Genomic DNA, 12,493 nt, shown 5'->3' on the forward strand with positions numbered 1-12,493 from the left:
CCCCCGCCGCCCGCGCTGCCGCCCTTCACGCCCGCCGATGAATTCGCGCGCGTCGTGTCGATCGCGGACCCGTCGATCGAGGTCAAGGTCGACGTGCCCGTCGCGCGCGCGGTCATCGATCGTGATCCGCTGCGCTTCTCGCTCACGAGCAATCGCGATGGCTACGTGTATGTGTTCGTCGTCGATCCGGCGAATCAATATCTGCAACTGTTCCCGAACGAGCTCGACCGCGACAACCGCATCGTCCGGAAAAAGCGTCTCGTGCTGCCGCGACCAAGCTGGCCGATGCAGGCGGGCGAGCCGGTCGGCGAGAACCATTTCATCGCGATCGTATCGGCTGCGCCGCGCGACTTTTCCGCGCTCGGCCTGACTCACGATGCCGTGTTCGCGAGCCTCGCGCCCGAAGCCCAGCACGCGGCGGCCGCGCAGCGCACGCTCACCGCATCGCCGTTCGCGGGCGTGCCCTCGTGCGGCGAGAAGGCTGCATCGTGCCCGGTCGCGTACGGCGCGGCGACCTTCAAAATCGATGTCGTCCGTTCGTCTAGATAGCGGATTCAGCGGCAAGACGAGGGGCATCATGGCATCACGACCGAGCGGCGCTTTCCCCGCCCTTTACATCCTCGCCGCGCTGGCGGCGGCCGTGTTCGCGGGATGCGCAAGCACGCCGCCCACAACCGCCGCGCAGTCGGCTGACGCCACGCCATCCGCCGCCAGCGACGACGCCCGCATGGTCAGCGTGACGGGACGCGAGCCCGGCATCGCCAATCCGATGCCGGCGAGCCCGTCGGCATCGGTAGGCGTTACCGCGTCGCCTTTCGCGACCCGCAATGCGCTCTACACGCCCGTGCCTTTTTCGAGCCTGCCCGGCTGGGCGACCGATAACGTCGCCGAGTCGTGGGATGCGTTCAGACGCAGTTGCGCCGTGCTGGGCGGCAAGCCCGCGTGGGCGGCCCCGTGCGCGGCGTCGCGCAACGTCGATGCGCGCGACAGCGCCGCCGTGCGCCGGTTCTTCGAAGACAACTTCACGGTCTATCAGATACTCAACGTCGACAAGACCACGCGCGGCGTGCTGACCGGCTATTACGAGCCGATCCTCAAGGGCAGCCGCGAACGCCGCGCACCGTTCCTCTATCCCGTCTATGGCGTGCCCACCGACATGCTGTTCCTCGACGCGCGCCGTCTGCCGCCGGGTGCGCGCGGCACGCCGGTTCCGGCGCGCATCGAAGGCCGCAACGTGATTCCGCTCACGGCTGTGTCGATCAGCGGCAAGACCTATACGCTGCGCGTCGGCGACAGCCTGCCGGATATCCGCGACAAGAAGCTGAGACTGCGACGCGAAGGCGCGGAGATCGTGCCTTACTACTCACGCGCGGACATCGAGCGCGGTCTGAGCAAGGCGCCCGTGCTGGCCTATGTGGAAGACCCCGCGATGCTCTATTCTATGCAGTTGCAGGGTGCGGGAAAGATCGTCTTGCCCGACGGCAAGAGCGTCATCCGCCTCGCCTATGCGGAACAGAACGGCTTCGCGTTCAACCCGCCCGTGGCCAGTGCGGGAACCAAGGGTCGCAGAATCCTTGTGCGGGGCGTCGAGATCGACCTGGAAGAAGGCACCGTGAGCACTCCGAATACGCAAAACAATATCGACGGCATGGCTCCCGACGATGCACCCCGCTCCGCGCTCCTGCGCAACGGACCGGATGCGGACCCCACGGATGCCGCATCGAACGCTGACGCATCGCCCGAATCGCCGCTGCTGCGCGGCTTCAATCTCGCGAAGAGTCCTGCCGCGCCCGCGATACGTCCGGCGCGCGTGAGCACGAGCACATCATCGACGACGCCACCGCTCGCCAGCGCCGCGCCGATCAGTTATACCTTCGCGACCTCGGACCCGAGCTACGTGTTCTTCCGCGCCATCCCCGATTCACCCGCGGGGCCGATCGGCGCGCTCGGCGTGCCGCTTTCCGCCGGACGCTCCGCCGCGATCGATCCGCGCACGACGCCGCTCGGCGCGCCGGTTTTCATCAACGCGAGCGCGGGCGGGCCGGCGGGTGCGTCCGTCACGCGCCTGCTGATGGCGCAGGACGCGGGCGGCGCGATTCGCGGCGCCGTGCGCGCCGACTATTTCTTCGGCACCGGAGCGCAGGCGCAGCAGCAGGCGAGCCGCATGAAGCAGCCCACGCAGATGTGGGTACTGCTGCCGAAGGGACTGCGGATCTCCGCGAAGGAAACCGGCGTGCGTGTGCGCGGCGGCCCCGTCATGCCGAGCGCCGATTGTGTCGTGAGCGATCCGGACCTGTGTGTCGACGACACCCAGTGACAAACGCGCGCTGAACGCGTCTTGCGGGAGCGAACATGAGGTTTCTCGTCGCCGATGACCACGAACTGATCCGCCAGGCCGTCAAGTCGCTGTTGCGCGGCATCGATCCCGAAGCGCAGTTCGACGAAGCCGACAACTGGGACACGCTCGCCGCCGCCGCGCGCCCGGAAGCGAATCACGATCTCGCGATCGTCGATCTGCACATGTCGGGCATGGAGAGCGCATCGTCGCTGACGGCGCTGCTCAAGGCGAATCCGGCGTTGCCGCTGGTCGTGCTGTCGGCGGAAGAATCCGTCGAGGAGATGCGCGCGGTGCTGGCCGCTGGCGCGCTCGGTTTCGTGCCGAAGCGCGAGCCCGCCAACGTGATGCTCAAGGCGATCGAACTCGTGCTGTCGGGCGGCGCGTATGTGCCGATCGAGGCGCTGAGCCTGATCGATCCGTCGCCTTCGCGGCTCGTGCGCCAGGGCGTCGCCGAGCGTCCGCGTCATGTGACGAGCATGCCGGCCGTCGCGCTCGCGCCGCATCATCTGCATCTGATGGAGAATCTGTCGCCGCGTCAGCGCGAGATCATGCGTCTCGTGCATCGCGGCTGTACCAACAAGATGATCGCGCGCGAGCTGCAAGTGGCCGAGGGCACGGTGAAGGTGCATCTGTCCGTGATCTTTCGCGCGCTCGGCGTGCATAACCGGTCGTCGGCGATCGCGCTCATCAACGGCTGGCTGCAGGGCGGGCGCACGCTTTGATGTGGGTTTTCTTTCGGCTATTGAAGCTTCGCGGGCTTTCGGTTGTCTCGCCGGATCCCGTTTTCGTGTAGGTCTATTTGTGTTGCCCCGCACAGGGATCCGGCGAAAAGCCAAACCATATCCCCCGCTTCCGCCAAAAAGAATCTCAGGCGGCCTCGTCCTGCCCGCGCGGCTGAAGCAGCGTCTCCAGCGTGCGCCGCAGGCGCGTCGGCGTGACCGGCTTGTAGAGGATCGGCAGCCCTTCGGCCGCGAGCCTCGCAAGTCCGGGCGATGACATGTCGCCGGTGATCACCACGCTCGCGGGCTCGCCATGCCCGCGCCGCCGCAACGCTTCGCGCACCGCCTGCAATACTTCAGCGCCGGTCTCGTGCCGATCGATCTGGTAATCGCACAGGAGCGCATCGGGCACGAAGCCTTCGGAGATCACGCGCACCGCCGCGAGTTCGTCGCGACAGCCGCGCACGATGCAGCCCCAGCGCGTCAGCAACGCGCCGAGCGCATCGAGATTGGCGGGGTCGTCGTCGACGCAAAGCACGCGCCGCCCTTCGATGAACGCGCCCATCGGCAGCGGCGCATTCAGACTCGCGGTGATGAGGCTCGCATCGCCGAATCTGACCGGCACGCGAATGGTCGTGCCACGGCCCGGCTCGGAGCGCAGCACCGGCTCCCCGCCGAGCAGGCGCGTGAGGCGCCGCACCGTCGCCAGACCGAGGCCGTGGCCCTGACGCACCGCATTGGGCAGCGGCGACTGATAGAACTCCTCGAAGACGAGCGCATGCTCGTGCGGCGCGATGCCGATGCCCGAATCACGCACCTCGACATGACAGCGCTCGGTGTCTCCGGCGTGCCGCACGCCGATCCATATCGAGCCGCGCTCCGTGTAACGCACCGCGTTCGACACCAGATTGCCGATCACGCGTTCGAGCAATACCGGATCGGTGAACGCGACCCATGGCGTCGGCGCGACACGCAGCGCCAGCCCTTTCGCGGCGGCGGCGGGGCGGTGCTGCCGCTCGACGCGCGCCAGCAGTTCCGAGAGACGGAAGTGCTGCGGGATAACCTGGGTGACGCCGCTTTCGATGCGCGCAAGATCCAGCACCTGGTTGAAGAGCTGATTCAACGCGTCGACGTTGGAGATGATGTGCTGCGCGGCCTCATCGCGCTCCTGCGGATTCGCGCCGTGATCGGTCAGCGCCTGGGCGAGCAGGCCGATCGCGTGCAGCGGCTGGCGCAGATCGTGACTCGCGGCTGCGAAGAAGCGCGTCTTGGCAAGGCTCGCTTCCTCGATCACGCTCTTCTGAACCGCGATGGTTTGCGCCAGCCGCTGCTGATCGACCCGCGCCTCGACGATGCCGCGAAACAATCCGCGATATTGCGAACCGAACAGATGCACGGCGACGACGAACATCGCCAGCGCAACGCCGAGCCCGGCGCGGCCTTCGCCGGATTGCAACAGGCTCAATGCCGTGACGGGCAGCAGCAGCGTGAGCACCGCGCCGGACAGGTTGAGCAGGTTCAGGCCATTCGACACATACGCCAGCGCGGCCAGCGTGACGAGCAAGACGGCTTGCGTGGCCGCGAACCCGGCGGATTCATTCTGGAAAGCGAAACAGATGGCGACGCCGGGCGCGGCGTGCAGCAGCACGTTTCTCAACGCGTGCAATCGAATCCATCCACGGGCACCGAAGCGCAGCGGATGGCGGCGCCGCCAGTCCCATAAACCGATGGCGAAACAGTTCGCAATCCCATAGAAGACCACGCACCACAGCGCGGGCTGCCCGGCGTGAGGGAACGGCAGCCAGGCCGCGGCCAGCAGCGCGATCGCGCAGGTGTGCGCGACGAAGGACGCGGGGTCCGCCGCGTAGAGCGCGCTGGCGAGATCCTCGTCGATCTCGCCGTACTCACGATCGCCATGCATCTGTCATCCCCTTATTGCGTTGATTGCTTCGGGTGACGTTGGGCGTCGGGCGGACGTTGTGAACCTTGCAACGGCGTGGCCGCTGCGGGATTCGGCTGGTCGCCTGCATGACCGGTTTACCCAAAAGTTTAGCCAACGGATATGACTAATTCCATATTGGTCGTTTCATAACAAAAAACCATACTCATCCCGTTGCCACCGAATTGGGGGGATTGACAACATGGAGACCTTGACAATGACGCCCGTCTGCGAGACGGGTGCGCCTTCGATGCTGACGGACCTGTGGCGCCGCCGCACGCAACTGTCGCAGGACGAAATGGCATCGATCTACAACCTCGTCAAAGGCGCGTTGCGCAGCTATCACCCGCCCGAGCTGCAATCGCTCAGAGAGGACAAGGAGGAACTGGTCGCGCAGTTCATCTATTCGAAGGTGCTGCGGCTCGAACCGGGACACGGCGAGTCGCACGCGAGCGAGCACAGCGCGCCATCGAGCGGCTACGCCGTATGCACCTATTTCCGGCGCTTCCTGATCGATTGCCTGCGCAGCGCGAGCTGCCAGCGCGACGTCTCGATGGAACTCGACGGCATCGTCCAGCAAGTCGATGAACACGCTCACGCCGTCGACGACCCGGTCGAATCCGTGTTGATGCAGTACGGGCTCGACGAAGCGCGCGTGCGGCGTCTTGCGCGCGAGTTCATCGACGATCTGGACAAGTACGAGCAGCTCGTGCTCGCGGGCTCGCTCGGCTGGTGTTCAGGCGGCAAGGGCGGCCTGTTCGGAATTGCGATGCGACATCACATCCCTTCGTACCACTATCGGGCGGTGAGGCTCGGCGTCACGCTCAAGAAGTCGGCGCAGAGTGCCGATTTCGCGGCGACCAAGATCGGACGATGGATCAGCAACGCGCTCGGCATTGCGATCAGCGCGGAAAATCAGGCGGTCATTCTGCTCGTGCTCAATCTGCTGGCGGTGGAATCGAGTCAGACTACGCCTTCCTGATGGGCCGGCGCTCGCGCTACGCAACGTCAAGCACGAAATCGAACCGGGCCGACTTCCGCTCGCCGCTACCATCGATCGTCATCAGCAACCGGCGATCGAACAGCGAATCGCGCGCATTGCCCTGCTCGCCGGGAAAGTAGAGTTGCGTGGTAAGCGCCGATCCGCGCGGCGCACGCAAGGTCACATGGAAATGCCGCGTGCGTCCCGGATACACACCCGGCACGATGGTTTCGAGCCGGTAGCGCCCTTCGCTGTCCGAGAATTGATGGCCGCGCAGCCGGAAGCCGTCGACGTCGTATTCCCCGCGGTCATCGGCGTGCCAGAAATCGAGCAAGGCGCCGGGCACCACCTTGCATCGCGACGACCACACCCGTCCGCTCAGGACGATCTTCGTTCCGCCGATGCCCGGTTCGAGCAGCGATGTCCGTTGCGGCGAGTCCGGCAGAAAGAACGGCCCGGGCGTCTGCCGCCGCGTCGGTTCGTGATCGTCGGCGCAGGCGGGGGTCGCTGAAACCTTGTCGGCCAGCGCCAGCAGCAGCAAAGTCGATGGCACCGCTCCAGACTTGCGAAGAAAATCGCGCCTTCCCCGGTTCGGATTTCGTGTCCACATCGCGCGCTCCCGGTTTGCCCCGTCGAATATGGTAAGCCGAAAGCCCAAACGCTCAGTCATCCTTTTGAAGGTGCAATCGATTACGCGGCAGGCTACACTCCGCGCGTCGATCGATTGAAGCGAAGCTTTCAAAGTGCCCTCATCCAGCGCTAATTCTCATGTCCGATCATGGATGCAGTGGTCGTGAAGATCGATTCGAAAAGCAACCTGGAGACGCCTCAAATGAGCACCATCGCTGACAGCAATGTTCCTACCCATCCGAGATCGAAGCGCTTCGGTCTCTTCGTCTGCCTCATGGCGGCGCTCGCCGGGCTGCTGTTCGGCCTCGACATCGGCGTGATTTCGGGCGCGCTGCCCTTCATCGCGAAACACTTCGTGCTGAATGACCGCGCGCAGGAATGGATCGTCAGTTCGATGATGGTCGGCGCGGCGATCGGCGCTCTGGGGGCCGGCTGGCTGTCGTGGCGCCTCGGACGCCGCCATTCGCTGGTGCTGGCGGCGGTGCTTTTTATCGTCGGGTCGCTCTGGTCGGGCTTCGCGGGCAGTCCCGAGCATCTGATCGGCGCGCGCCTGCTGCTCGGGCTTGCGGTCGGCATGGCGTCGTTCACGGCGCCGTTGTACCTTTCCGAAGTCGCGCCACGGCAGGTGCGAGGCGCCATGATCTCCACCTATCAACTGATGATCACGGTCGGGATTCTCGCGGCCTTTTTGTCGAACATCGGCCTTTCCTACGTGGCCGACTGGCGCTGGATGCTGGGCGTGATCGCGATTCCCGCCGCGTTCTTCCTGGTCGGCGTGCTCGCCCTTCCCGACAGTCCCCGCTGGCTGCTGCAGCGCAACCGCGGCGCGGAAGCGCGCGCCGTGCTGCAACGTCTCTACGCCAATCCGGCCGATGTGCAGGCCGAACTCGACCAGGTCAACGAGGACAACACGCGGCCCCAGCAGGGATGGAGCCTGCTGCGCAAGAACTCGAACTTCCGTCGCTCGGTGGCGCTGGGCGTCGTGCTGCAGATTTTCCAGCAACTCACCGGCATCAACGTCGTGATGTACTACGCACCGCGCATCTTCGAACTGGCCGGGTTCGCTACGCATGAGCAGCAATTGTGGGCGACGGTCATCGTCGGTCTCGTCAACGTGGTGGCGACGTTCGGGGCGATCGCGTTCGTCGACCGCTGGGGCCGCAAGCCGATTCTCTACGCGGGATGCGCCGTCATGGCGGTCGGCATGTGCGCGCTCGGGTTTCTCCTGCATGCCGGCGTGGCGGGTCTGACGGCACAGGTTTTCGCGGTCGCGTCGCTGCTGCTCTTCATCGCGGGCTTCGCCATGTCCGCCGGTCCGCTGGTCTGGATTCTCTGCTCGGAGATTCAGCCCCAACTGGGACGCGACTTCGGCATCGCCGTCTCGACCCTGGTCAACTGGGTGGCCAACATGGCGGTCGCGGCGACGTTCCTCAGCCTGCTGTCCACGGTCGGCGAAGCGAACACCTTCGTGCTGTATGCGATCCTCAACGTCATCTTCGGCATCGTCGTGTTCTTCTACGTGCCCGAGACGCGCGGTGTCTCACTCGAAAAGCTGGGCAGCAATCTGATGGCCGGCAAGCGCCTGCGTGATCTGGGCAAGCTGAACTAGGCATTCAGGCTTGCTTCGAATGCGCGGCAAGCAACTGCCGGTGGCGTGCTTCGGTGGCGTCATCGGCGGGAAACATGCATTCGAGACGGAGTTCCTGTGCCGCGACGTTCTGCGGCGCGCCGACGGTCGTGACCATCGAGAAATATCGAAGCACGACGCCTTCGCTGACAAAACCAATCGGAATGACGGGCAACGTGGGCGCGGATGAGCGCCCATTTTGCGTTTTCCAGTCACGCGGCACATCGGGATAGGCCAGCAGTTCGTCGAGCAGACGCCCGGTGCCGGCATCGACCACATGCCCGACCGATTCCCGATACACCCGCTGCAGCAAACTCCGCGAGACGATCTCCCAATCGGCCACGAACGGGCGCATCCCCTGCGGATCGAAGATCAGATGCAGCATGTTGCGCGGACCTTCGCGCGCGGCCATGTCGATGAAACAGTCGAAGAAGCGCGGCGCGGCGTCGTTGGTCATGAGCACGTTCCAGTGGCGATCCATCACGATCGCCGGAAACGGATCGTGTTGGCGCACGACCCGTTCGAGCGCACGGATCACGCCATGCATTTCCTGCGCATTCCACGGCGCTTCCGAATACACGGGCGCGTAGCCCGCCGCGAGCAGCAGCGCGTTGCGCTCGCGCAGCGGCACATCGAGGGTTTGCGCGAGCGTCAGCAGCGTGTCCCGGCCCGGCACGCTGCGCCCGCTTTCGATGAAGCTGATCTGCCGTTGCGAAACCCCCGCCTCCAGCGACAGATCGAGCTGGCTCACGCCACGCACGTCGCGCCAGTAGCGCAGCAAATCACCGAGCTCGGCGGGCGGCGCATTCGAATCGGGACGCATGGCGTTCATCGGATCTTCCGGATCGGATTGGTTGGATGGAGCACGCTCAGGCTGCCGGCGCATGCCAGGCGAACGCTTCGAACTGCGCTTCGAGCGGCGGCCGTGTCACGCTGCTGGCATAGTTCGTGATTGTCGATGCAGCGACGACCGCGATGACCTCGAGTATCTGCGCGGCATCGAAGCCCGCTTCCAGAAAGCGCCGCTGGTCCGACTCCGCGACGCGGCCACGCTGCCCGATCAGTGCGCGCGCCAGCGCCGATAGCGCGGCCAGTCCGGCGTCTTCGGGCAGTCTGCCTCGGCGGATCGCGTCGACATCGGCGGGCGGCACGCCCTGTTTCAGTGCAAGCGCCGTGTGGAATGCGACCGGCCATTCGCTGGCGTTCGCGACGGCGTTGGTCAGCAGGAGCGTCTGAATCTGCGGCTCGGTGAGGCTGCTCGCGTGCACGCGCTGGAATACGCCGATGAAAGCGTCGATCAGCACCGGCGATGCAGCCATCGTGCCCGCGACATTCGGGATCAGGCCCAATGCCTGCTCCAGTTGCCGGAGCGCCGGCCGGGATTGTGCGGGAGCGGAATCGATCGTGTGAACAGGAAAGCTCGACATGTTAAGTCCCTGGCGGTGAGCGCCACCGGAATGGCGGCGCGACAGCCCAAGAGTAGAAGCGCCCGGTGCTCGCGCCAATTACATCCGATGTAATCGCGGCGCCGAACGATACGTCGAACAGACGGCAGTTGTGACGGCTTCTCGCGGCATCGGAGGGGCGTCGCCGCCCGCACACTGATGGTCAGCAGATGCACGCACATAACGCGTTTCCGACCGGATGAGGTGAACATGTTCCTGATCGAATTCATTGGCACGATGGCGTTCCTGGCTGTCGTTTCGCTGTCGCTGATGGCGATGTTCGACATTTTCGTGCCGCGCGCCTCCCGCGTCTCCGGCGCACCACGCCCCGCCGAAGATCCGCGCACACGCCGACAAGGGAAGCTGCACGGGTAAGCGCTTGCTGAATCGCGTATATCGTTAGCGAAAATGATGCGTTCCGGCGCGCCCGGCCGCTGGCTATGATGCTCCATCCGACGGCTTGCGCCGTCCCCTTGCCGGAGCATCGAACTTGTCCCGAACTGAATCTTCGCGCCGGCCTCTCGTGGTCGGCATTGGCGGCACGACGCGGCCCGCCTCATCGACAGAACGCGCGTTGGCGCTCGCACTGAAAGGCGCGCAGGATTCCGGCGCGCGCGTGCAGTTGTTCGGCGGCGCGTTCCTTCACAGCCTCCCGCACTACGCGCCCGAAACGCGCGACCTGACCGACGAACAGCACGAGCTCATCGAAGCGGTGCGCGCGGCGGACGCGCTCATCATCGCGACGCCGGGTTATCACGGCGGCATATCGGGGCTCGTCAAGAACGCGCTCGATACGCTCGAAGAACTGCGGCTCGACGCCCGTCCGTATCTCGATGGCCGCGCGGTCGGCAGCATCGTCACGGCTTACGGCTGGCAGGCGGCGGGTACGGTGCTGACATCGCTGCGCTCGATCGTGCACGCATTGCGCGGCTGGCCGACGCCGTTCGGCGCCGCCGTCAATACGCTGGAAACGCGCTTCGAAACGACCGATACGTGCTCGGACCCGAAAGTCGTCGAGCAGTTGCGCACGGTCGGGCAGCAGGCGTCGAACTTCGCGCTTGCGTTCGGCGGGCAACGGCAGGTGGCTACACGCGTGGCCGTGGTGCAGGACTGAATCGCGCGGAAACTTCAAAGAAGCGGAATCGCCAGAGTCTGGCGATTCCGCTATCACGCGTCGAGATCGCGCCCGGAGAAGAAGCGATCGTCCGGCACGACGTTCAGCGCGATCGTCAGGCGGTTCGCGTAGTTGAAAAACGCCGATATTTCGAGCACTTCCGTCACGGCTTGCGGCGTAAAGCCGATCGATCGCAGACGCAGCAAATCTTCTTCGCGCACGCTCGACGCATCGCGTGTGAGACGCTCCGAGAGTTCCGCGAGCGCAGCTTCCTTCGCCGTCAGGCGCACATGATGAAAGCCCTGCGCGATGCGTTGCGCGCGCACCGTGTCGCCGGTCACTTTCGCGAGCGCCTGCGTGTGATTGAACACGCAATAGCTGCAATTATTCGCCGCCGATGTCACCACCGCGATCAGTTCGCGCTCCGCCGCCGTCAGATGGCTGCGATGCGGATCGAACAGATGTTCGTAGAAGGTGACGAGCCGGTACGCCGTATCAGGATTGATCGCGAGTGCCGCGAGCCAGTTCGGCACGAAGCCGTATTGCCGGCGAAACTTCGCGTAGATTTCCGCGAGGTGCGGCGGCAGTCGCGTTTCCTCGGGCACGCCGAGGCGCGAAACGGGCTCGCGTCCGGCAATGTCGTCGGATGTGTTGAGGGATTCGGCTAGGGCGAGCGTAGACATCGGGATGAACTCCTGCGCTGGACGTGAAGCCTTCAAGGTAGCGCACCCGCCAATGCTTCGTATTGCTGATTTTTCATAAGCAAATGCGAGCGGGGTAGCTGAATAGCAAATCGCAAATCGATATTGGATCGCGCGCGCGGTCGCTGCTCATAATGGCTCGCACTCTCCTTCGTGAGGAACGCGACATGGCAGAAGTCCTTCACGCCGATGCGCACGACATCGGCCGTCTCGACGTGCCCGAACACGACGCGCTGGGCGAAGACATCCGCGAGCTTGTGGAGCGGCATGGCGGCGACAACTGGATTCGCGCGTTGTCACTGAATCCCGACACGGCGCGGCGCTTCGCGCAGTATTTCGAAGGGCTCTTCAGCGCGACGGGCGGCCGCCTGCCGATCGAGGAGCGCGAATTGATCGCGGTGATCGTGTCGCGCACCAACGGCTGCGGTCTTTGCACGATCCATCACGCGCATGCGCTCGGCGCGGCGCTCGACGATCGCGTGAAGGCACGCCGCATCGCGCTCGACTATCACCTCGCGGATCTGTCGCCGCGCCAGTTCGCGCTCGCGCAGATCGCCGAAACCATCACGACGACACCGCGCGAGATCACCGCGCAAGACCTCGACCGGCTCCGCGCGCTCGGCCTCTCCGACGCCGACATTCTCGAAGCCATCGAAACGGCGTCGTGGTTCAACCATACCAACCGCATTTTCATCGCGGCCGGCGTCGTGCCGGACGAAAAATACTTTTCCGCTCTTGCGTGAAGGAGACCTACGATGAGCGCCGTCCTGCAACCCGTCATCGCGCCGCCATCGGCGAGCGCTTCGAAACCACTGCTCTCCGATGCCTTGCTCGACACGATCGGCGCGCGCGCCGCCGCCTACGATCGCGAGAATCAATTCTTCTCCGAAGACTTGAGCGATCTGCATGACGCGGGCTTTCTGCGCGCCAGCGTGCCGGTCGAATTCGGCGGGCTCGGGCTGACGCTGCCGCAACTCCTGCGCGAACAGGCGCGGCTC

General features: G+C 65.1%; 14 protein-coding genes. 9 read left to right on the top strand and 5 right to left on the bottom strand.

Going from position 1 to position 12,493, the window contains the following annotated elements; translation table 11 throughout:
* From AWB80_RS41855 to AWB80_RS41865, 3 genes are all read left to right on the top strand, one after another.
* Positions 1–549, top strand: a 549-nt coding sequence (locus tag AWB80_RS41855; protein ID WP_143328276.1) for a DUF4384 domain-containing protein, incomplete at its 5' end; no start/stop codon positions are given.
* A 28-nt stretch (positions 550–577) separates the two neighbouring features.
* Positions 578–2,317, top strand: a complete 1,740-nt coding sequence (gene mltA, locus AWB80_RS41860) for a murein transglycosylase A (RefSeq protein WP_087132087.1) — start codon at positions 578–580, stop codon at positions 2,315–2,317.
* Positions 2,318–2,352: 35 nt separating this feature from the next.
* A complete protein-coding gene (locus tag AWB80_RS41865; protein WP_061180470.1) occupies positions 2,353–3,060 on the top strand; it encodes a response regulator transcription factor in 708 nt (235 codons plus the stop codon).
* A 145-nt stretch (positions 3,061–3,205) separates the two neighbouring features.
* Here AWB80_RS41865 and AWB80_RS41870 read toward each other — a convergent pair whose 3' ends face one another.
* Positions 3,206–4,978: an ATP-binding response regulator gene (locus AWB80_RS41870; protein WP_061180471.1), complete on the bottom strand. Its 1,773-nt coding sequence runs from the start codon at positions 4,976–4,978 to the stop codon at positions 3,206–3,208.
* Positions 4,979–5,198: 220 nt separating this feature from the next.
* Here AWB80_RS41870 and AWB80_RS41875 point away from each other — a divergent pair, with 220 nt between their 5' ends.
* Positions 5,199–5,978: a hypothetical protein gene (locus AWB80_RS41875; protein ID WP_061180472.1), complete on the top strand. Its 780-nt coding sequence runs from the start codon at positions 5,199–5,201 to the stop codon at positions 5,976–5,978.
* Between the two features lie 16 nt (positions 5,979–5,994).
* Here the strand turns inward: AWB80_RS41875 and AWB80_RS41880 are convergent, their stop codons facing one another.
* A complete protein-coding gene (locus AWB80_RS41880) occupies positions 5,995–6,531 on the bottom strand; it encodes a dioxygenase family protein (RefSeq protein WP_244207056.1) in 537 nt (178 codons plus the stop codon).
* Positions 6,532–6,810: 279 nt separating this feature from the next.
* Here AWB80_RS41880 and AWB80_RS41885 point away from each other — a divergent pair, with 279 nt between their 5' ends.
* On the top strand, positions 6,811–8,217 hold the full coding sequence (locus tag AWB80_RS41885) for a sugar porter family MFS transporter (protein ID WP_061180481.1): 1,407 nt from the start codon (positions 6,811–6,813) through the stop codon (positions 8,215–8,217).
* Between the two features lie 4 nt (positions 8,218–8,221).
* On the opposite strand, the gene AWB80_RS41890 is transcribed toward AWB80_RS41885, so the two are convergent.
* Both AWB80_RS41890 and AWB80_RS41895 read right to left on the bottom strand, forming a co-directional pair.
* A complete protein-coding gene (locus AWB80_RS41890; RefSeq protein ID WP_061180480.1) occupies positions 8,222–9,067 on the bottom strand; it encodes a helix-turn-helix domain-containing protein in 846 nt (281 codons plus the stop codon).
* Between the two features lie 37 nt (positions 9,068–9,104).
* On the bottom strand, positions 9,105–9,662 hold the full coding sequence (locus tag AWB80_RS41895) for a carboxymuconolactone decarboxylase family protein (protein ID WP_061180474.1): 558 nt from the start codon (positions 9,660–9,662) through the stop codon (positions 9,105–9,107).
* Between the two features lie 228 nt (positions 9,663–9,890).
* Between AWB80_RS41895 and AWB80_RS44255 the strand changes: the two genes are divergently transcribed.
* Both AWB80_RS44255 and AWB80_RS41905 read left to right on the top strand, forming a co-directional pair.
* Positions 9,891–10,055: a hypothetical protein gene (locus AWB80_RS44255; protein WP_160147532.1), complete on the top strand. Its 165-nt coding sequence runs from the start codon at positions 9,891–9,893 to the stop codon at positions 10,053–10,055.
* A 115-nt stretch (positions 10,056–10,170) separates the two neighbouring features.
* Positions 10,171–10,794 carry an NADPH-dependent FMN reductase gene (locus AWB80_RS41905; protein ID WP_061180476.1) on the top strand — a complete coding sequence of 208 codons (624 nt, stop codon included), beginning with the start codon at positions 10,171–10,173 and terminating at the stop codon, positions 10,792–10,794.
* Between the two features lie 53 nt (positions 10,795–10,847).
* Here AWB80_RS41905 and AWB80_RS41910 read toward each other — a convergent pair whose 3' ends face one another.
* Positions 10,848–11,477, bottom strand: a complete 630-nt coding sequence (locus AWB80_RS41910) for a peroxidase-related enzyme (RefSeq protein ID WP_061180477.1) — start codon at positions 11,475–11,477, stop codon at positions 10,848–10,850.
* Positions 11,478–11,662: 185 nt separating this feature from the next.
* On the opposite strand from AWB80_RS41910, the gene AWB80_RS41915 reads away from it, so the two are divergent.
* Both AWB80_RS41915 and AWB80_RS41920 read left to right on the top strand, forming a co-directional pair.
* Positions 11,663–12,238, top strand: a complete 576-nt coding sequence (locus tag AWB80_RS41915; RefSeq protein WP_061180478.1) for a peroxidase-related enzyme — start codon at positions 11,663–11,665, stop codon at positions 12,236–12,238.
* A gap of 12 nt (positions 12,239–12,250) precedes the next feature.
* On the top strand, positions 12,251–12,493 hold a 243-nt coding region (locus tag AWB80_RS41920; RefSeq protein ID WP_341866868.1), incomplete at its 3' end, for an acyl-CoA dehydrogenase family protein.

Source organism: Caballeronia pedi (genome assembly GCF_001544915.2).
In the GTDB taxonomy this organism is placed as follows: Bacteria; Pseudomonadota; Gammaproteobacteria; order Burkholderiales; family Burkholderiaceae; genus Caballeronia; species Caballeronia pedi.